The following is a 19,314-nucleotide window of genomic DNA, read 5'->3' as shown; positions in this document are numbered from 1 at the left end:
TTTAAATTCTGCATGCAACTCTGAGGTTTCCACCGTGCCTGATATGAAGCTATTTGCTGGTAACGCATCTCCTGATCTAGCGCAACGTATTGCTGACCGTCTATACATCTCTCTTGGCGACGCTACTGTTTCTCGCTTTTCTGACGGCGAAGTTGCCGTGCAAATCAACGAAAACGTTCGTGGTAGTGATGTATTCATCATCCAATCTACTTGTGCTCCAACCAATGACAACCTAATGGAATTGGTTGTAATGATTGATGCAATGCGCCGTGCTTCTGCTGGCCGTATTACAGCAGTTATTCCTTACTTCGGCTACGCTCGTCAAGACCGTCGCGTTCGCTCTGCACGTGTGCCAATCACGGCCAAAGTCGTTGCTGATTTCCTATCAAACGTTGGTGTTGACCGCGTTCTGACTATCGACCTGCACGCAGAACAAATCCAAGGCTTCTTCGACGTACCAGTAGACAACATCTTCGGTACACCAGTACTGCTTGAAGATATGCAAAGCCGTGGCCTAGAAAACCCAGTTGTGGTTTCTCCAGACCTAGGTGGCGTTGTTCGTGCTCGTGCAACAGCAAAAGCACTTGGCGACATCGACATCGCTATCGTTGATAAGCGTCGTCCACGCGCAAATGTCTCTGAGGTGATGAACCTTATCGGTGACGTAGAAGGTCGCGACTGTGTGATCGTTGACGATATGATCGATACCGGCGGCACACTATGTAAAGCGGCTGAAGCGCTTAAAGAGCGCGGCGCTAAACGTGTATTCGCTTACGCAACTCACGCGGTTTTCTCTGGCAACGCAGCAACCAACATCAAGAACTCAGTCCTTGACCAAGTGATCATCACTGACTCTATCTCTCTATCAAAAGAGATGGCAGCGACAGGTAAAGTAACCACACTAAGCCTATCTCGCATGCTAGCTGAAGCGATTCGCCGCATCAGCAACGAAGAGTCAATCTCAGCGATGTTCAACCAGTAATCTCTGGTATAAAGCGCACTAGTAAAGCACCTCTATTGAGGTGCTTTTTTCGTTTTAGGCTCACGGCTTGCGATTGAATGCACGCTTGCCAATTTCTGTGCTATCATACGGCGCTTTTAAAATACCCAAAGAGATCCTCCCTTGAGTCAACAGATTAAATTACTGGTTGGTCTAGCGAATCCTGGACCGGAATATGCGAAAACACGTCACAACGCTGGGGCGTGGGTTGTGGAAGAGCTTGCCCGCTCGAACAACGTGATGCTTAAGAATGAAGCCAAGTTCTTCGGTTACACAGGTCGCATTCTGCTCAACGGTGAAGATCTTCGTTTATTGATCCCGACCACCTTTATGAACCTGTCTGGTAAAGCCATCTCTGCACTGGCAAAGTTTTATCAAATCAAGCCTGAAGAGATCATGGTGGCTCACGATGAGCTTGACCTTCCTCCAGGTGTAGCTAAATTCAAAAAAGGCGGCGGTCACGGCGGTCACAACGGCCTGCGTGACACCATCAGTAAACTGGGCAACAACAAAGAATTTTACCGCCTCAGAATTGGCATCGGCCATCCTGGGCACAAAGATAAAGTATCGGGTTATGTGTTAGGCAAGGCACCTGCCAAAGAGCAAGAGTGCCTTGACGCTGTGGTCGACGAGTCCGTTCGCTGCTTGGACATCCTTATCAAGGATGGCTTAACCAAAGCACAAAACCGCTTACACACGTTCAAAGCTGAATAAGGTTACTATCATGGGTTTTAAATGTGGCATCGTTGGTCTACCAAACGTTGGTAAGTCAACTCTGTTTAACGCACTCACTAAAGCGGGTATCGAAGCCGCTAACTTCCCTTTCTGTACTATCGAGCCAAACACGGGCGTGGTACCTGTGCCGGATCTACGTCTAGATGCACTAGCAAAGATCGTTAATCCACAGAAGATCCTGCCAACAACGATGGAGTTCGTTGATATTGCGGGTCTGGTTGCGGGTGCATCTCGTGGTGAAGGTCTTGGTAACAAATTCCTGGCAAACATCCGTGAAACCGACGCGATTGGTCACGTAGTTCGCTGTTTTGAGAATGAGAACATCGTTCACGTAGCAGGTAAGGTATCACCAATCGAAGATATCGAGGTGATCAACCTTGAGCTTGCGATGGCCGACCTAGACTCGTGTGAGCGTGCGATTCAGCGTAACGCGAAAAAAGCCAAAGGCGGCGACAAAGACGCGAAATTCGAACTGACTGTACTTGAAAAGCTACTTCCTGTGCTAACAGAAGGTGGTATGGCGCGTACGGTTGAGCTAAGCAAAGAAGAGTTAGCGGCTGTTGGCTACCTAAACTTCCTAACGCTTAAGCCTACCATGTACATCGCTAACGTTAATGAAGATGGTTTTGAAGATAACCCGTACCTAGATGCGGTACGTGAGTTTGCCGAAAAAGAAAACAACGTGGTGGTTCCAGTTTGTGCGGCAATCGAGTCTGAGCTATCTGAGCTAGATGACGAAGACCGTGAAGAGTTCCTCGAAGACATGGGTATTGAAGAACCAGGTCTAAACCGAGTGATTCGCTCTGGTTACGACCTACTGACTCTACAAACCTACTTCACTGCAGGCGTGAAAGAAGTACGCGCATGGACTATCCCTGTTGGCGCGACTGCACCACAATCAGCGGGTAAGATCCACACCGACTTCGAAAAAGGCTTTATCCGCGCAGAAGTGGTTGGCTACGATGACTTTATCCAGTTCAACGGTGAAAGCGGTGCAAAAGATGCCGGTAAATGGCGTCTAGAAGGTAAAGATTACATCGTTAAAGATGGCGACGTGATCCACTTCCGCTTCAACGTTTAATCGTATCGATTAAATTTACACCAAACAGTCAGCGTAATGCTGGCTGTTTTTGTTTATAGGCTCGATTGCCTAATGAATCGCGAACCGTAGACACGACAATTAAGTCACGAGTAAACGGAATAAAATCACCAGTTTTAGATCACAAATGCGCCCTTTTGCTCAAAAAGAAAGCGAACGATTAATTTATCCAATTTTAAGAAAAAAAACTGTTGACGGTTCCCGGGGATATCCGCATAATCCGCCCCGTTCTCAGCGATACAGCGCTGAAGCAAAACAGAGATGGCTACGTAGCTCAGCTGGTTAGAGCACATCACTCATAATGATGGGGTCACAGGTTCGAATCCCGTCGTAGCCACCATTCTCTGCTAAAGAATACAACATTATATTGAGTCACCAATTTTCAGTATAATTACAGAATTGATGCGGAAGTGGCGGAATTGGTAGACGCACCAGATTTAGGTTCTGGCGCCGCAAGGTGTGAGAGTTCAAGTCTCTCCTTCCGCACCATCTTTTGATAGTAACGTTCACGTTGCTTATCTGCAGGGCTATCGCCAAGCGGTAAGGCAGCGGCTTTTGATGCCGCCATTCCCTGGTTCGAATCCAGGTAGCCCTGCCATTCTTTAAGAGTGGCAATTTTTTGAAAAAAGAGTTGGCACTAGAGCGAAGTTTGTATTATATTCTTCGGCTCTCAAGAGTGGCTACGTAGCTCAGCTGGTTAGAGCACATCACTCATAATGATGGGGTCACAGGTTCGAATCCCGTCGTAGCCACCATTTATACAATGTTATATTGAGTCGCCAATCCTCGGTATAACTATAAAATTGATGCGGAAGTGGCGGAATTGGTAGACGCACCAGATTTAGGTTCTGGCGCCGCAAGGTGTGAGAGTTCAAGTCTCTCCTTCCGCACCATCTTTTGATAGTAACGTTCACGTTGCTTATCTGCAGGGCTATCGCCAAGCGGTAAGGCAGCGGCTTTTGATGCCGCCATTCCCTGGTTCGAATCCAGGTAGCCCTGCCACTATTAAAGTGGCGCCTTCACTAGAAGGAACACAATGTTAAGCTTGAGTTTTACCAATTACTCGCTTAACTACAGAATTAGTTGCGGAAGTGGCGGAATTGGTAGACGCACCAGATTTAGGTTCTGGCGCCGCAAGGTGTGAGAGTTCAAGTCTCTCCTTCCGCACCATTCTTTCTTTAGTAATAAAGAGATAACTCGTAAGAGTTCAGAGTGGCTACGTAGCTCAGCTGGTTAGAGCACATCACTCATAATGATGGGGTCACAGGTTCGAATCCCGTCGTAGCCACCATTCTTTCTTTGTGAGAGAACAAAATGTTATATCGATCTTACCAATCATCGGTGTAACTATAGAATTGATGCGGAAGTGGCGGAATTGGTAGACGCACCAGATTTAGGTTCTGGCGCCGCAAGGTGTGAGAGTTCAAGTCTCTCCTTCCGCACCATCTTTTGATAGTAACGTTCACGTTGCTTATCTGCAGGGCTATCGCCAAGCGGTAAGGCAGCGGCTTTTGATGCCGCCATTCCCTGGTTCGAATCCAGGTAGCCCTGCCACTATTAAAGTGGCGCCTTCACTAGAAGGAACACAATGTTAAGCTTGAGTTTTACCAATTACTCGCTTAACTACAGAATTAGTTGCGGAAGTGGCGGAATTGGTAGACGCACCAGATTTAGGTTCTGGCGCCGCAAGGTGTGAGAGTTCAAGTCTCTCCTTCCGCACCATTCTTTCTTTAGTAATAAAGAGATAACTCGTAAGAGTTCAGAGTGGCTACGTAGCTCAGCTGGTTAGAGCACATCACTCATAATGATGGGGTCACAGGTTCGAATCCCGTCGTAGCCACCATTCTTTCTTTGTGAGAGAACAAAATGTTATATCGATCTTACCAATCGTCGGTGTAACTATAGAATTGATGCGGAAGTGGCGGAATTGGTAGACGCACCAGATTTAGGTTCTGGCGCCGCAAGGTGTGAGAGTTCAAGTCTCTCCTTCCGCACCATCTTTAGTGGGATTGACACTTTAAACAATCCTGTTGGGCTATCGCCAAGCGGTAAGGCAGCGGCTTTTGATGCCGCCATTCCCTGGTTCGAATCCAGGTAGCCCAGCCATTACAAAACGTCTAGTTGATTCACCAATCGTCAGCTATGACTACAAAATTGATGCGGAAGTGGCGGAATTGGTAGACGCACCAGATTTAGGTTCTGGCGCCGCAAGGTGTGAGAGTTCAAGTCTCTCCTTCCGCACCATCTTTGATGTGATTGACATCTCAAACAATCAGTAGGGCTATCGCCAAGCGGTAAGGCAGCGGCTTTTGATGCCGCCATTCCCTGGTTCGAATCCAGGTAGCCCTGCCATTACAATGATATATCGATTCACCAATCGTCGGTATAACTACAAAATTGATGCGGAAGTGGCGGAATTGGTAGACGCACCAGATTTAGGTTCTGGCGCCGCAAGGTGTGAGAGTTCAAGTCTCTCCTTCCGCACCATTCTTTAGTGGGATTGACACTTTAAAACAATCAGTTGGGCTATCGCCAAGCGGTAAGGCAGCGGCTTTTGATGCCGCCATTCCCTGGTTCGAATCCAGGTAGCCCAGCCATTACAATATGGTTCAGTAGAGAGCACATTTGATGCCCCATCTATTGTCCCTGGTTCGGTTCTAGGTAGCCCAGCCATTACAAAACGTTCTCGAGATTCACCAATCATCTCGTTAACTACAAAATTGATGCGGAAGTGGCGGAATTGGTAGACGCACCAGATTTAGGTTCTGGCGCCGCAAGGTGTGAGAGTTCAAGTCTCTCCTTCCGCACCACTTTCTTTAGAAATAAAGAGCAGTGTGATTGACACGTTAAACAATCAGTAGGGCTATCGCCAAGCGGTAAGGCAGCGGCTTTTGATGCCGCCATTCCCTGGTTCGAATCCAGGTAGCCCTGCCATTACAATATGGTTCAATAGAAGCGCACATTTGATGCCCCATCTATTGTCCCTGGTTCGGCTCTAGGTAGCCCTGCCACTATTTACAAATACTTCTATAATTAGAGGTAGGCAACGTTAACGAGATTTACCAATCATCTCGTCAACTACAGAATTGATGCGGAAGTGGCGGAATTGGTAGACGCACCAGATTTAGGTTCTGGCGCCGCAAGGTGTGAGAGTTCAAGTCTCTCCTTCCGCACCATCATTCGAAAAGGTCTAGCTTTTGCTAGGCCTTTTTTCGTTTACTCCTCCTATTCTTCTACCCTTTGATCTGGTTAACTAATTACGCCTAGATCAACTCCTGTACCCATAACTAAAATCATTGGTGTCAGATATTTAGTGTTATCACAAAGGCGCTCTCAGTCCTGCTTAAAGGCCTCGATGAGGCTCAACCCATATATTCCTTCATTCTCCCTAGCTAAAAGCTCAATTTGGCTTTGGTCCTGCTCCTGTGCATTTATCACCGTCAAGTTCTTACGTACCTCGCCCAAACTTAATCACCACAATATGTTTCTGTGCATGTTGCTCAAATGGGGGCTCAGGTGGACAAGCAAGTACGGGTTAGTAACAAATGGTTGAGCATTGGTTAAAGATGAAAGATAAAAAGCGGGGATTTTGGTTTGAAAAACCGATGACGAGAGAGTCGAATTAAGGGATCAGCAGAAAAGAAAAAGCCCCTTTTCCTTTGAGAGAACCGGGGCTATTGGTGGCAGTCAGAGCCTGTGTGGAGATCTTGAGAAATGAACACACTTCCGACTGACCATAAGTAGCTCAACTCAGCACACCAAAGCAGGAGTGAGAGAGAGAGCTTTGCTAGCTTCTGTTAAGCTACTTTGCCATAGGCGCTACCTATCCACGTCTGGATAATCAGGTAGACGACTATTACTACTGCAGCAACGTTACTGCAGAGTTTGGCAACTGTTTTGCTTGAGCAAGTATCGATGTACCTGCCTGTTGCAAAATTTGCGACTTGGTCATTTGCGTAGTTTCTTTCGCAAAGTCCGTGTCTTTAATTCGGCTATTTGATGCATCAACATTCTCCTGGATATTAGCCAGATTGTTGATAGTGTGACTGAATCGGTTTTGCTTAGCACCTAGGTCGGCACGCTGCGAATCAATGTACTTCAATGCAGAATCAATAATACTGACCGCATTCTGCGAGCCCGATACCGTGCGCACATCAATGTCTTGGACTGTCGTATCCTGCTTAGCGGCACGATTTAGACCGAGTTCACGACCCAAGTCACCGGAAATCTTAACGCGGCCTCCGTCCTCGATATTGGCCTCAGCAACAAAGACTTGTAGCTCACCATTTTCAGACACAGAGGCCTGAACAAAGTCAGTTTGACCGTTGATGTACGTCGCCAACTGCTCAATATCGTCACCCACTTTCGCTACGATATCAATGTTCACTTCGTTGCCTTGCTTGTCGTTAAAAGCCAGCTTGAGATCATTGCTCTGTGCGCTTACGCCCCAGTCAGCATCGACCCCTTTGTTGGCAAAGTACGATTGACCACCCATACGAAAATCATCCGCACGGATACTGGTCATGCCCATGATCACTGCCTCACCTGAAGCCGCGCCAATCTGGAACGATGCCTCACCAAAATGTCCATTAAGCAGTTTTCGACCACCAAACGACGTGGTTTCCGCGATACGGTTCAGTTCAGCTTGCAATGCCTCAATTTCATCATTGATCGCAATGCGCTCTGAATCCGTGTTGGTACCATTCGCCGATTGAAGCGAAAGGTCGCGCATACGTTGCAAAATAGCGGTCGACTCATTCATTGCACCCTCTGCGGTCTGTGCAATTGAGATACCGTCGTTCGCATTACGCATCGCGACATCCAAGCCGCGAGACTGCGCAGTCAAGCGGTTCGAGATTTGTAGGCCAGCCGCATCATCGCGGGCACTGTTTATTTTGTGGCCTGAAGACAAACGCTCCATTGACGTATTAAGGTCATTCGATGCCTTGTTGAGATAACGCTGAGCCGTCATGGCCGAGACGTTGGTATTCACCGTAAGGGTCATAATTTTGCTCTCCAAGTGAGTCTGCAAGTAATTACCCAGCGGTCAGTAATACCTGATTAACAAGCACTGACCACACCAAGACTTGCGAAACGCACCGTAGTAACGCTGGGACAAGTAGTTTAAATTACTTTTGCAAACTAAGCACTTTACGTGCCAAGTTTTAATTGTTTATATTTCAATAGCATAAAGCCAATAACAAAGAAGAGTGCCACCTGCTGCCGCTTAAACGGAATAAGCTTGCCTTCTCCTTTGTCAAAATGGACATCGATTGCCAACTGAAGTGAGACTCTGCTCTTTTGGCATAGCACAAAAGGCGCGGTCTCAAACCTTACTTTGCAGCGAATCGGGTCACAAATAATTAAATAGCGTTAAGTCCTTTGTCTTACCAAATGCCGCCTGTGACGCTTGCAGTGCGCGTGAATTCTCACTAAATTCAATCACCGCTTTGGAGTAGTCAAGGTCTTCAAACGAACTCTTGGATTGTGCCAATGACAATTGAAAATCTTTGTGCTGATTTTCCTGCACATCTAAGGTATTTAGTCGGGTACCGACCTCGGTACGCTGAGTACCAAGGTGATTAAAGGCCGCGGACAACTGCTCGGTAATTTGGTGCAACTGGGCTGTGACCGAAGCATCTGAGACCGAACCTGACGCCTGACTTATCGCATCCTGTAGCGAGTCAAACACACTAAACGTCTCTTGGCGCGTCAGAGTAATTTGATCGCCTTTATTAATTTGTCCCTTAAGCTGAATCGACAGCTCCTGATAGCGAATACCTACCGAGGGGTCATAAATATCTTGTTGAACCGCGATACCGTTTTGGCTTAACTGATAACCAAAACTACCATCCCCCATATCGACAAACTCGACTGAATAGGTCGCACTATCGCTGCTGTTGCGGTTCTCCGCTCGCTCAAGCAGTAACTCAGAGCCTTCACTCAACTGATAGTTACCGATATAGTGCCCCTGAGGATTTGGGATCTGCATAAACACCTGGCTACCGGGATCATTAAGCGGAACTTCTATATTGCTCGCGATCTTCATCTTGCGCTGATGGTCATCGCCGATGTAACTCACGCGCCCATCAGCCCCCAAGAAAAAGGGTTGGTTTTTCGGTTTATTACCGGCAAAAATATAGTTACCTGACTCATCTTGGACATTAACCAGGTTGAGAAAGTTACTCATCAATTCACGCATTTCTAGCGCTTTGGCATCACGATCTTGTGGCGATAACGAGCCGTTGATCATTTCCATCACATTGCGCTTGGCTGAATCGGTAAACTGCTCGGCATTGTCCAGCAGCACCTCTTCGTGATTTAGGCGATTGCGTGATAATGAAATACCCTCTAGGTATTGTTCAATTTGGGTATTTTGCTGACTGATACTCTGAATGTAGTGCGATGCCATTGGGTCATCACTGGGTTTATTCAGTTGCTTACCAGACGCAAGCTGCGCATGATTTTGATGGATCTTACCTTCTTGGCGGCGCATATCATTCTGCACCGCCTGGTAGTTATGAAAGCTGGAAATTCGATTCATCATCTGCCAAGCCTCCTACTAACGTAATGCCAAGATGGTATTAAAAGTGTCATTGGCCGCCTGCATAATCCGCGAAGACGCCATGTAGGCATGTTGAAATTTCATCATATTGGCCGCCTCTTCATCGAGGTTCACCCCAGAAATTGCCGCGACTCGTTCAGTGGCTGCCTGTTTTTCAAGCTGTGCCATATCCGCTTCGCTGTCTGCGAGGGATGTTTTTAGTGCTAGGTCGGTATTGAGATTGTGGTACACCTCTATCAGAGTACTCTCACCGCCATCAAGTGACTTATCGGTTTGAATCGCTTGCATCTTGCGCAAGTTGCCATTATCGCCCTCGGCTGAATGCAGGTTTACGCTGAAGCGATCATTCGGCAAAGCCCCCTCGGTGATAGAAAAGCTTGTAGCACCGACCGCCATCGGTCCTGTATGGGGATATGGCTCGGGGCCGAGCAACAAATTGCCCTGACTGTCAGTCACGGCAAATTCATTCCCCTGCGGTGAAATAATCACCTCAAACTCTTTGATATCTCCGGCCGACAATACCGAAAACTTGGCGTTGCCCTGTGCCTGGGTCGTTGAGGCGGTAAAGCTTTGCGCGGCAATAGCGCTCGGGTCATGACTGACGAGCTTGATCTCACTGGCCGCTTGACGCGTCGGCCTGATCAGCACCTGCTCACCCTGCTCTAGTCCATGACGAATATCGACTCGGATACCATCAAACTCCAACTGATTTTGCTTTGGCTCGACGAGGGACTCAACACCACTAGGATCAGTGAGTCGATACTGACCATTGTGATACGCCAGGCTATACTCTCCTGCGCGCAGCAAACTGGTGTCTTCAACATATACGGCAAGATCGGCTTGACTGTCGCGGTGGCTAATCACCCGAGACTTGGTTGCCACCGGATCATTAATATCAGTAAACAGGTTCTGGCCAACATTACCATTTAAGTCAATACCTTGCGATTGCAGGCGGTTAACATTTTCCGCAAAAACGGTCGCAACTCGGCCTATCTCATCCATCAAATGAGGGATATGTTCATCGCGTGCCGCAAGGATAGCACTGAGTTTGCCATCGATATCTTTGCTGGATATCGGTTTAATCCCCTGCCCCTCAACGATCGCAAGGCGCTGCTGCTGAACATCCGGCTCTCCATCCATCACTTTAAGCTGGCTTGACTCATTACCCGAGACCAACATATGTCCATTGCCAATAAAGACATTAAAGCCATCCCCACTAGGGCGACCGGTAACGGTCACTTTGGTGTACTCGGACAGTTCTTCAACCAACTGCTCATGACGATCCATCAAATCGTTATGTGGTCCAGGCGTGCGTGACATCAAACGGTGTAGGTCGCGTATTTCCGTGCCAATCTGATTCATGCGTTCAACGCCAACCTCAAACTTACGATTGATGGCGCTCGCCTGAACACGCACGTTCTCAAAGACTTCGTTCAGGGTGTTTGCGATTTGACCAGCCTGCTCGATCACAACCTTACGCCCACCAAGATCATTCGGTGTATCAGCAAGCGTTTTGACTGAGTTAAACCATTCATTGAGGTTTTCTGGGATCTTCTGTGCGGATGCCGACGAGACCAATTGTGATAGCAGGTGCAAGTTCTGCTGGGCATCCTGCTTTGCCGCATGATTGGTGGTGGCAATCTGTTTCTCTTTGACGGCAAACTGATCCCAAGAGCGGCGAACATTTTCCACATGTACGCCCATACCATAGGTCTGCCCACCAAAATGACGGGGGTGATTGGTTCCCTGTATCACCGACTGGCGGCTATAACCCTCAGTATTGGCGTTGGAAATATTGTGACCTGTGGTATTCAGTTGTCTCTGGGCAGTAAGTACACTTTGTGAACCTACATTCAAGAGATCTGATGCCATATTGCCCCCGGGATTAAACAAAAATTGCCGCTAGACAAAACAATGCAATATAAATGCCAACTAAATATGCTGTTGATTTTGATGGCTTTTATTCAAATTTTTGATTTGCAAAAGGATTGTATTGGAAGGGAGGGGCTTATCGCACATGCGATATAACTCGCACCTCGGAACGAAGTGAACCCCGCACCTCGCCCCTAAAAAGATTACATCTGGTCAATACGACGCTTTACGCTCATCACCTTATCAACATAATTAGGGTCAGTGGCGTAGCCTGCTTGGTGAATACCTTGCATAAACTGCTCTGAGTCACCATGATGTTCACGCAGTGCCGTCGTGTAACGTGGGTTACGCTCAAGAAACTGGACGTAATCATCAAAGCTCTGCTGATAGCTGTCATAGGCACGAAACGCTGCGCGCTCCTTGACTGGCACCCCTTGGTGATACTCTAAGGTTTGCGTGGCCATCTTATCGCCCTGCCAACTTCGATCAGCCTTGATATTAAACAAGTTGTTACTGCTACCCTGGCCATTTTGAATCACCTTTTGACCCCAGCCAGTTTCCAGTGCGGCTTGCGCGATCAATACCGAAGAATCGATGCCCAGCAGTTTTGCCGCTCTCTCGGCATAAGGCTTCATAGCCGAAACAAACGTCTCTGGTGAGTCAAAAGAAACTGATATGCGGGCCTCCGGTGTGTGAGCTGGTTGCCTAGAAGTGCCAGTCGAAGCCACTAGCTTGGCTGGGGTGCTTTCTGTGACAACAGTCGAAGCGCTGAGCTCCGTCGATGGAGCCTGCACGCCCGTAACCGGTTTTTCGCTGCGCACACGCTGGATTAACTGCTCAAAGCTCTCGCCAGGAGCGACAGGCTCAGAATTGTCGAGATTGCCTGTGCCGAGCTGAGCAACTATCATGTCCGCCAGGCCCAGTGATCCATTGGCACTCATTTCTGATGCCATCTGCTCATCGAGCATCTGACGGTAAAAGTTCTGGTTTTGGCTGTTCATCAGCTCGGATTCAAATCCTGCATTGGCCTCTCGCATTGACTTGAATAGCATGGAAGTAAAAATCGCCTCAAACTGCTTGGCAGCGGCCTTTAGCGCCTGCTGCTCACCCTGCTCTCCACCCTCGACTGCTGATTGACGCAGGCGATCTAGCGTAGAAATATCATGAACAAAGCCAATATCATTGCCGTTATTAACCATGATTAAGCACCTTAAATAATAATCAACTGGCCTTCGATAGCGCCAGCTTGTTTTAAGGCTTGAAGAATCGCCATCAGATCCGATGGAGCCGCGCCGACTTCATTAACTGCACTAACCAAATCATCCAAGGTTAGCCCTGGTTGGAAGTTAAACATCGACCCCTGCTTTTCCGTAACTTCGATATCTGAGTCAGGCACAACCACCGTTTGGCCTCCAGAAAATGCATTCGGTTGGCTGACGGCAAGGTTTTCTTTGATCGCCACCGTCATGCCACCGTGCGTCACCGCTGCTGGTTTGAGACGGACATGTTGACCGACCACAATCGTACCAGTACGCGAGTTAACAATGATCTTTGCCGCACCGTCAGCAGGGTTGAACTCAATATTTTCGACTGCCGATAAGAAGGCGACGCGTTGACTGATATCTCGCGGGGCACGGACACGCACTGATGTTGCGTCCATCGCATTGGCCATTTCCGGCCCAAGAAAGTTATTGATGGCATCTGCCATGCGCTGAGCAGTAGTAAAGTCAGACTGAAGCAGATTAAAGGTGATGTGGTCACCACGACTAAATGGCGAAGGGATCTCGCGCTCAACCATCGCACCACTTGAGATCATGCCGGCGGCAGGGTTATTGCCCACGACTTTGGATCCATCAGCACCGGAAGCACTAAACCCACTGACGACTAAGTTACCTTGTGCTACCGCATAGATTTCGCCATCAAGACCCTTAAGCATGGTTTGCATCAATGTGCCGCCACGTAGGCTCTTAGCCGAACCAATCGAGGAAACCGTCACATCGATGGTCTGCCCTTGCTTAGTAAAAGCCGGGATCTCAGCGGTCACCATCACTGCGGCGACATTTTTGGTGTTTGGCCTTGTGCCGGGCGGCAATTGTATGCCGAAGTTCTGCAGCATGGTACTAAAGCTCTGATCAGTAAATGGGTTAGACTCACCCGTACCAGGCAATCCAGTCACCAGACCATAGCCCACCAATTGGTTACTCCGCACGCCGGCGACTTGAGCGACATCCTTGATCCGCGCTGCATGAGCTTGGGACAGGGTTAATACCAGACTGGTGATGACCAAAAGCAACTTCTTCATTCTATTTCCGCTACCAATTCGACTCTAACTGCTGCCTGCGGCAACATTAACCTCGCTACACTAAAGCTTATAAAGCTATATTCGCGCTTACAAAGCTATTATTCACGCTTACAAAGCTACATTAAAAAATCGTGCCAAGAATCCCGGCTCTTGCATATCTTGGTTGGTACCCGTGCCTGAGTACTGGATGCGAGCGTTAGAAATTCGTGTTGAAGCAATGGTGTTATCAAACTCAATATCATCTGGACGGATGGTGCCGCTAAGGCGAATATACTCATCGCCCGTATTGAGTGTCAGCCATTTCTCACCACGAATCACTAAGTTGCCATTTGCCAGCACCTCAATGACCTCAACCGTTATCGACCCCGACAAACTATTGCTTTGGTTCGCCGCAGCACTACCGCTGAAGTTATTGTCATTGCTCAGCTCATACGAGATATTGTAATTGCCTACGGTGAGCTCTTGCCCGCCCAGCACCACTGGGTTCATTGAGGCGTCATTGTTCTTCGATAAGTCGGCATCAGCACTTTTCGCTGCTCGCGTGCGCTCATCAAGCATGACAGTGATAATGTCACCCAGACCTCTTGGCTTATTGTCATCATACATGCTGGTCAGATTGTTGGCATTGAACAGTGAGCCGGTCTCAGCGGCGTAATGCTCTGGCTGATGCTTGGGGTGGATCGGTGCCCATGCCGGATCACCCTGAACGGGATCCGTACGTTGACGCAGTGTATCCACCAGCCCAGATGAGGTCTCTGGAACCCCCTCGACCGCATCAACTTCGGTCACACCAGAGCTATTATCCGGTGGCTCGATAGGCTGCATGCCCACACAGCCAGTCATCAGAAAGACATAAAACCAAGGTAATACTCGTCTGATCATCTCAGTCTATCCCGTTATAGCTGCTGGTTAACAAAGCTCATCATCTGATCGACAGATGAGATGACCTTAGAGTTCATTTCATAGACGCGCTGTGCTTCAATCATATTCACCAGCTCTTCAGTCACATTCACGTTCGATGTTTCTAGCATTGACTGGCGTACAGTACCAAAACCGTCCAGTCCTGGAATGCCTTCTTGTGGGTCACCACTTGAGCCTGTTGGTAGGTACAAGCTCTGACCAATCGGCTCGAGACCACCTGGGTTAATAAAGTCAACCGTGGTGATCTGGCCCAGGACTTGGTTGTCTTGCTGACCACGCACGCGCACCGATACCTCACCATCGGTACCCACCGTGATGCTGATCGCCTCACCTGGAATGACAATCTCCGGCTCCAGAGGATAGCCCGCACCTGAAGTCACGACTTGCCCCTCACCGTTCACGGTAAATTGTCCGCTGCGGGTATAGCCAATGTTGCCATCAGGCATCAATACTTGGAAAAAGCCATCGCCCTCGATCATCATATCCAGAGGGTTTGAGGTGGTTTGCGTATTACCCTGTGTGTGAACCTTTTGCGTGGCCACCACTTTTGAACCAGCGCCGAGCATCAAGCCACTTGGCAGTTCAGTGTTCTGCGATGATTGACCACCAGGCTGATTAATGTTTTGGTAGAACAGGTCCTCAAATACCGCACGGCTTTTTTTGTAACCTACTGTAGAAGCGTTTGCGAGGTTGTTAGAGATTGTCGAGATATTGGTTTGCTGGGCATCCAAACCGGTTTTACTCACCCATAGTGCTGGTTGCATTGTCTTCTCTTACCTTTCCATTAGCTGCTACGAAGAAGCGAATCTGACGCTCGGTCTAACTCTTCTGCGGTGCTCATCATCTTGACTTGCATTTCGAACTGACGCTGTAAGTCGATAAGGCTGGTCATTTCACCCACGGCATTGACGTTACTGCCTTCGATCGCGCCCTTGAGTAGCGTTACATCGGCATCGGCAAAATAGGCTTGATTAGGTTGCTTGTGGCGAAATAGACCATTGATGTCTTTAAATAGGTCTTGATTGTTGGTGTTGGTCAGTTTGATTCGGTCGACAACCTCAAGTGCATCGGCTGGTGCACCCTGTGGAACAACAGAGACTGTGCCATCGGTACCGATTTCGACCTTGCTCACTGGGATCGGCAGCATAATTGGCGCGTCGTTGTCACCCAGCACAAGTTGACCTGAGCTGTTGGTCAGTAGGCCACTCTCGCTAATACTGAGGTTACCGTTACGTGTCAGGCCCTCTTGGCCGGTCTTATCCATAACAGCAATCCAACCACTACCTTGAATCGTCACATCAAGGTCACGGCCTGTGGTTACCACACTGCCCTGACTAAAGTTATGGCCTGGGCGTTCTGTCATGCTAAACACGCGAGACGGCAAACCATCGCCATAAGCCTGCATTGAACGCGCTTGTGCCAGATCAGCACGAAAGCCCGTGGTACTGGCATTAGCCAGGTTATTAGCGCGCAGCTGCATCGCCTGCATATTCTGCTTTGCGCCACTCATCGCGAGAAACAGTGAACGGTCCATATTATCAGCCCTAACAATCAATTCTAATTCATAGAAAGCAATTGCTATGCCAACATTACTTTAACAATAAATTCAGCAACTTAAGTCCAATGCAGAGAGAATAGTAACCAACTAGAAGGGACAAAGCGGCAAAGTGGCAAACGGGCCAAACAGGATTTGCCTCCCGTTTAGCCACGAGTCTGATAGGAAGTTTTGGCCGCAATTAGCGGATCTGCAGGATGTTTTGTTGCAGTTGATGGTGAACCTCAAGCGCACGGGAATTGGCTTGGAAGTTACGCTGAGCTGAGATCAGATCCACCAGCTCTTGGGTCATATCGATGTTCGACTGCTCAAGTGTACCATTACTGATACTACCGAATGAGGCCTTGTTCGACTCACCCCAGATTTTTTTACCTGACTGCTCAGTGGTATCCCACTGAGTACCGCCTTTCTTATCCAAGCCTTGTTCATTCGGGACGCGAGCCAAAGCCACACGGCCCAAAGTTACGTTCTCACCGTTAGAATAGGTGGCAAGAATGGTACCAATTTCATCAAAGTCAATTTTAGTTAAGAAACCGGTCGTCGCACCGTCATCAAAGAACTTTGAGATCTCAAATGGTGAAGCGTACTGCGTGATGTCTGGCATCTTAACGTTCAAGTATTGAGACGGATCAGCACCATTGACCTCGACACCAGCACTACCCAGAGACACGGTTTGAACTAGGTTACCGCCGTTGACAGATTTGACGGTGCCATCGTTATTAAAGATCATCGAGTGACCAGTGTGACCACCCGGAGAGGTCACATCGCCACCGTCTATATCAAGCTTCTTCTCACCACTTCGGTCTGTCACAGAGTAGAACTTCTGCCAGGTGTTATGGGCGTTTTGATCCTTGACATAGTAAGTGGTCAATTTATGCCCCTGCCCCATCGAGTCAACGATTGTCGTCGAGGTAGAATGGTTATACGTATCAGGGTTCTCTATATCGAAAAAGTTGGGATCCTTCGGCTCAGCATTCGCCGGTAGGTTTAATTCCACCTCAAGCGTTGCACTCTGCTTTGGCTTACCGTACTCACCCGGAATATGGATCGGGCTCGGCTCGTAAGACAACACCTCACCAGTATCACGGTTAACGTCATAGCCCAACAGGTACTCATCACGAGAACTCACAATAAAGTTATCTTTGTTGATGTGAAAAGCACCACTGCGCGTCAGCTCATTTTGCTGCGGAGCAAAGCGCTCTTTGGCTACAGCAAAGAATCCCGTGCCTTGGATACGCAAATCAAGTGGGTTGTTGGTATAGATACTTGAACCCTCGTGAAATTGCTGGGCAACGTTGAGTGCTTGCGCACCTTGACCCGGGGTCGTTTTACCATTGGTAAACAGTGACGTTGAGTACACATCGCCAAACTCTGCACGCGACTCCTTAAAGCCAAATGTGTTGGCGTTGGCGATATTGTTACTGGTGGTGTTTAGATCCAGTTGAGCAGCCGAAATACCACTCAATGATACGTATGACATTCTTTTAAAACTCCTATCAAGTTAAAGTGGCTACGCTTTGCCAACTTCAAGTACTTCAGCTAAGTTCACTGGCGACTCAAAGCCAGCCAGATTTAGCAGCACATTACCGTTACCGTTGCCTAGCAGTACACTATTCACATTGGCGTAAGTCGACACCTCAAAGTCGCGACTTTCACCATTGAGCATCCCAGATGCTCGAACGCGGTACTTACCTGCCGGTAACGGGTTGCCGCTGTCATCATTGCCATCCCACTCAACCCGAGTGTCACCTGGGGGTTGGGCACCGACTTCAAAGGTACTGACAAGCTGACCCATCTCGCTCTCAATGCGAACGATTAGGCCATCAATCGCTTGTGGCAGTTTAACCATTGCAGCCATACCAGCGTCTTGTTGCTTAACACCAGCAGCGCCAGGTACAAGCACATCACGGCCAACTAAGGTCGAGGCTTGTAGGGCTTGGTTAGAGGTCATCGAGGTGTTCAACGTTTCAAACTGATCGTTCATCTTACCGATGCCATCTACCGTGGCGAATGACGCCATCTGTGCGATCATTTGGTCATTGCCGACCGGCTGAAAAGGGTCCTGTTGAGCCAGTTGCTTGGTCAGTAGTGACAAGAAATCTTCTTGATTCAAGTCTTGCTGACCTGTGGTGTGCTCTGGCTTTTTTTGTTCCTGTAGGGCTTTCAGCTGATCAACATAGGACAAGCCACTTTGACCACCAAGGTTATTGATTCCGGCCATACGCTATCTCCTATTATTGACCCATCTGCAGCGTTCGCAGCAGCATTTGTTTACTGGCATCCGCGACCTGCACATTGGTTTGGTATGCGCGAGACGCAGAAATCATATTGGCCATCTCCTCCATCACATTGACGTTGGGTTTGTAGATATACCCTTCATCGTTCGCGAGTGGATGCTCAGGGTTATACTCCGCATCCAGAGGCTTGCTGCTCTCGACGATCCCCAGCACCTTTACTGGCACATTCGGATCGCGTTGATGGCGCGCCTTGTTCAACTCTGCACCAAACACTGCATGACGCGCCTTGTAAGTATCTTGAGCTGAGCTGCTGATACTGTTGGCGTTAGCCAGGTTGCTCGAGGTGGTATTTAGACGAACGGATTCCGCGCTCATTGCAGACCCTGTCACATTGAATACATTAAATAGACTCATCTAATTACTCCCCCTTGATTGCTTTGGTGAGGTTTTTGAACTTATTACCAAGAAAATCCAGTGACGCTTGATGACGGAGTTGGTTTTGCATAAACAGGTTACGCTCCAGATCCACATCCACCGTATTGCCGTCTCCGGTATCTGGTTGGGTCGGGGTGCGGTATTTAATTTCCCCCTGAACACGACTAGAGGCAGAGATATGCCGACCATGGGTGCGATTGACACCGAAGCTTGCCCCCGATGTTGCCGCTTTTAACGCTCGGTCAAAGTCCATTCCTCTCGATTTAAAGCCTGGGGTATTTGCCTGTGCAATATTGGTTGAGATAACCTCAGCGTTGCGCGCACGAACACCGACCGTGTGTTGGTGTATACCCAATGCGTTATTGAAAGAAATAGCCATACTGTCCTCTGTATCGTAAAAAATGACCGCCAGTCTCAGAACAAAAAGCAATATACGTACCAACTTATTGAACTAGTGCTAATTGTCCGCGTCATTGTCACAAGTATCTCAGCAAATAGCGTTGCAGTGAGGGCCGATAGGAGAATGTCACTAAGCCTATTGCCATCATAGAACGCTGCTGGACTGGCTTTGTTTAGTATAGGAAAGAGGGGCT

At 48.4% G+C, this 19,314-nt stretch carries 15 protein-coding genes and 21 tRNA genes; 24 read left to right on the top strand and 12 right to left on the bottom strand.

Translation table 11 applies throughout. The annotated features are described in order from the left end of the window. The first annotated feature begins 34 nt into the window (after window positions 1–34). From ACZ5R2_RS06560 to ACZ5R2_RS06445, 24 genes are all read left to right on the top strand, one after another. Window positions 35–982, top strand: a complete 948-nt coding sequence (locus tag ACZ5R2_RS06560; RefSeq protein ID WP_464901513.1) for a ribose-phosphate pyrophosphokinase — start codon at window positions 35–37, stop codon at window positions 980–982. Window positions 983–1,123: 141 nt separating this feature from the next. Then, a complete protein-coding gene (pth, locus tag ACZ5R2_RS06555; RefSeq protein WP_464901512.1) occupies window positions 1,124–1,714 on the top strand; it encodes an aminoacyl-tRNA hydrolase in 591 nt (196 codons plus the stop codon). Window positions 1,715–1,724: 10 nt separating this feature from the next. Then, the gene (gene ychF, locus ACZ5R2_RS06550; protein WP_464901511.1) at window positions 1,725–2,816 is read left to right on the top strand and encodes a redox-regulated ATPase YchF; all 1,092 of its coding nucleotides are present in this window, start codon (window positions 1,725–1,727) and stop codon (window positions 2,814–2,816) included. A 281-nt stretch (window positions 2,817–3,097) separates the two neighbouring features. After that, a tRNA-Met gene (locus tag ACZ5R2_RS06545) sits at window positions 3,098–3,174 on the top strand. Between the two features lie 64 nt (window positions 3,175–3,238). Beyond that, window positions 3,239–3,323, top strand: a tRNA-Leu gene (locus ACZ5R2_RS06540). 34 nt (window positions 3,324–3,357) lie between these two features. Beyond that, window positions 3,358–3,432: transfer RNA gene (locus tag ACZ5R2_RS06535), tRNA-Gln, on the top strand. 80 nt (window positions 3,433–3,512) lie between these two features. Continuing rightward, window positions 3,513–3,589, top strand: a tRNA-Met gene (locus ACZ5R2_RS06530). 53 nt (window positions 3,590–3,642) lie between these two features. Next, window positions 3,643–3,727, top strand: a tRNA-Leu gene (locus ACZ5R2_RS06525). 34 nt (window positions 3,728–3,761) lie between these two features. Continuing rightward, window positions 3,762–3,836, top strand: a tRNA-Gln gene (locus ACZ5R2_RS06520). 83 nt (window positions 3,837–3,919) lie between these two features. Next, window positions 3,920–4,004, top strand: a tRNA-Leu gene (locus tag ACZ5R2_RS06515). A gap of 44 nt (window positions 4,005–4,048) precedes the next feature. Continuing rightward, a tRNA-Met gene (locus ACZ5R2_RS06510) sits at window positions 4,049–4,125 on the top strand. Window positions 4,126–4,194: 69 nt separating this feature from the next. Continuing rightward, window positions 4,195–4,279: transfer RNA gene (locus ACZ5R2_RS06505), tRNA-Leu, on the top strand. A gap of 34 nt (window positions 4,280–4,313) precedes the next feature. Then, a tRNA-Gln gene (locus ACZ5R2_RS06500) sits at window positions 4,314–4,388 on the top strand. Window positions 4,389–4,471: 83 nt separating this feature from the next. After that, window positions 4,472–4,556: transfer RNA gene (locus tag ACZ5R2_RS06495), tRNA-Leu, on the top strand. Between the two features lie 44 nt (window positions 4,557–4,600). Beyond that, window positions 4,601–4,677 (top strand) — tRNA-Met (locus tag ACZ5R2_RS06490). 69 nt (window positions 4,678–4,746) lie between these two features. Then, a tRNA-Leu gene (locus ACZ5R2_RS06485) sits at window positions 4,747–4,831 on the top strand. A gap of 34 nt (window positions 4,832–4,865) precedes the next feature. Next, window positions 4,866–4,940, top strand: a tRNA-Gln gene (locus tag ACZ5R2_RS06480). A gap of 53 nt (window positions 4,941–4,993) precedes the next feature. Then, window positions 4,994–5,078: transfer RNA gene (locus ACZ5R2_RS06475), tRNA-Leu, on the top strand. Window positions 5,079–5,111: 33 nt separating this feature from the next. Beyond that, window positions 5,112–5,186: transfer RNA gene (locus ACZ5R2_RS06470), tRNA-Gln, on the top strand. Between the two features lie 50 nt (window positions 5,187–5,236). Beyond that, window positions 5,237–5,321, top strand: a tRNA-Leu gene (locus tag ACZ5R2_RS06465). A gap of 35 nt (window positions 5,322–5,356) precedes the next feature. After that, a tRNA-Gln gene (locus ACZ5R2_RS06460) sits at window positions 5,357–5,431 on the top strand. Between the two features lie 128 nt (window positions 5,432–5,559). After that, a tRNA-Leu gene (locus ACZ5R2_RS06455) sits at window positions 5,560–5,644 on the top strand. A 49-nt stretch (window positions 5,645–5,693) separates the two neighbouring features. Then, a tRNA-Gln gene (locus tag ACZ5R2_RS06450) sits at window positions 5,694–5,768 on the top strand. Between the two features lie 157 nt (window positions 5,769–5,925). Further along, window positions 5,926–6,010: transfer RNA gene (locus ACZ5R2_RS06445), tRNA-Leu, on the top strand. A gap of 683 nt (window positions 6,011–6,693) precedes the next feature. Here ACZ5R2_RS06445 and ACZ5R2_RS06440 read toward each other — a convergent pair. The 12 genes from ACZ5R2_RS06440 to flgB form a co-directional block, all read right to left on the bottom strand. Further along, a complete protein-coding gene (locus ACZ5R2_RS06440) occupies window positions 6,694–7,839 on the bottom strand; it encodes a flagellin (protein WP_464901510.1) in 1,146 nt (381 codons plus the stop codon). Window positions 7,840–8,187: 348 nt separating this feature from the next. Next, complete coding sequence (gene flgL, locus ACZ5R2_RS06435; protein WP_464901509.1) at window positions 8,188–9,381, bottom strand: flagellar hook-associated protein FlgL; 1,194 nt, start codon at window positions 9,379–9,381, stop codon at window positions 8,188–8,190. Between the two features lie 15 nt (window positions 9,382–9,396). After that, window positions 9,397–11,271 carry a flagellar hook-associated protein FlgK gene (gene flgK, locus ACZ5R2_RS06430; RefSeq protein WP_464901508.1) on the bottom strand — a complete coding sequence of 625 codons (1,875 nt, stop codon included), beginning with the start codon at window positions 11,269–11,271 and terminating at the stop codon, window positions 9,397–9,399. Between the two features lie 203 nt (window positions 11,272–11,474). Next, entirely contained in the window at window positions 11,475–12,470 is a 996-nt protein-coding gene (gene flgJ / locus ACZ5R2_RS06425) for a flagellar assembly peptidoglycan hydrolase FlgJ (protein WP_464901507.1), read from the bottom strand. A gap of 11 nt (window positions 12,471–12,481) precedes the next feature. Further along, the gene (locus tag ACZ5R2_RS06420; RefSeq protein WP_464901506.1) at window positions 12,482–13,573 is read right to left on the bottom strand and encodes a flagellar basal body P-ring protein FlgI; all 1,092 of its coding nucleotides are present in this window, start codon (window positions 13,571–13,573) and stop codon (window positions 12,482–12,484) included. A 108-nt stretch (window positions 13,574–13,681) separates the two neighbouring features. Continuing rightward, window positions 13,682–14,455 carry a flagellar basal body L-ring protein FlgH gene (gene flgH / locus ACZ5R2_RS06415; RefSeq protein WP_464901505.1) on the bottom strand — a complete coding sequence of 258 codons (774 nt, stop codon included), beginning with the start codon at window positions 14,453–14,455 and terminating at the stop codon, window positions 13,682–13,684. A gap of 14 nt (window positions 14,456–14,469) precedes the next feature. Next, window positions 14,470–15,258 (bottom strand): flagellar basal-body rod protein FlgG, encoded by a 789-nt coding sequence (flgG, locus tag ACZ5R2_RS06410; protein ID WP_464901504.1) that lies wholly within the window; start codon window positions 15,256–15,258, stop codon window positions 14,470–14,472. A gap of 20 nt (window positions 15,259–15,278) precedes the next feature. Continuing rightward, window positions 15,279–16,028 carry a flagellar basal body rod protein FlgF gene (locus ACZ5R2_RS06405; RefSeq protein ID WP_464901503.1) on the bottom strand — a complete coding sequence of 250 codons (750 nt, stop codon included), beginning with the start codon at window positions 16,026–16,028 and terminating at the stop codon, window positions 15,279–15,281. Between the two features lie 202 nt (window positions 16,029–16,230). Then, on the bottom strand, window positions 16,231–17,529 hold the full coding sequence (gene flgE, locus ACZ5R2_RS06400) for a flagellar hook protein FlgE (RefSeq protein ID WP_464901502.1): 1,299 nt from the start codon (window positions 17,527–17,529) through the stop codon (window positions 16,231–16,233). 30 nt (window positions 17,530–17,559) lie between these two features. Then, a complete protein-coding gene (locus ACZ5R2_RS06395; RefSeq protein WP_438458849.1) occupies window positions 17,560–18,270 on the bottom strand; it encodes a flagellar hook assembly protein FlgD in 711 nt (236 codons plus the stop codon). A gap of 13 nt (window positions 18,271–18,283) precedes the next feature. Then, window positions 18,284–18,700: a flagellar basal body rod protein FlgC gene (flgC, locus tag ACZ5R2_RS06390; RefSeq protein WP_464901501.1), complete on the bottom strand. Its 417-nt coding sequence runs from the start codon at window positions 18,698–18,700 to the stop codon at window positions 18,284–18,286. A 4-nt stretch (window positions 18,701–18,704) separates the two neighbouring features. Then, entirely contained in the window at window positions 18,705–19,100 is a 396-nt protein-coding gene (gene flgB, locus ACZ5R2_RS06385) for a flagellar basal body rod protein FlgB (protein WP_438458851.1), read from the bottom strand. Window positions 19,101–19,314: the final 214 nt, after the last annotated feature.

Source organism: Vibrio sabulosilitoris, assembly GCF_055391395.1.
Note: the sequence above shows the minus strand (reverse complement) of the source record. Positions and strands in the feature narration are given on the sequence as shown.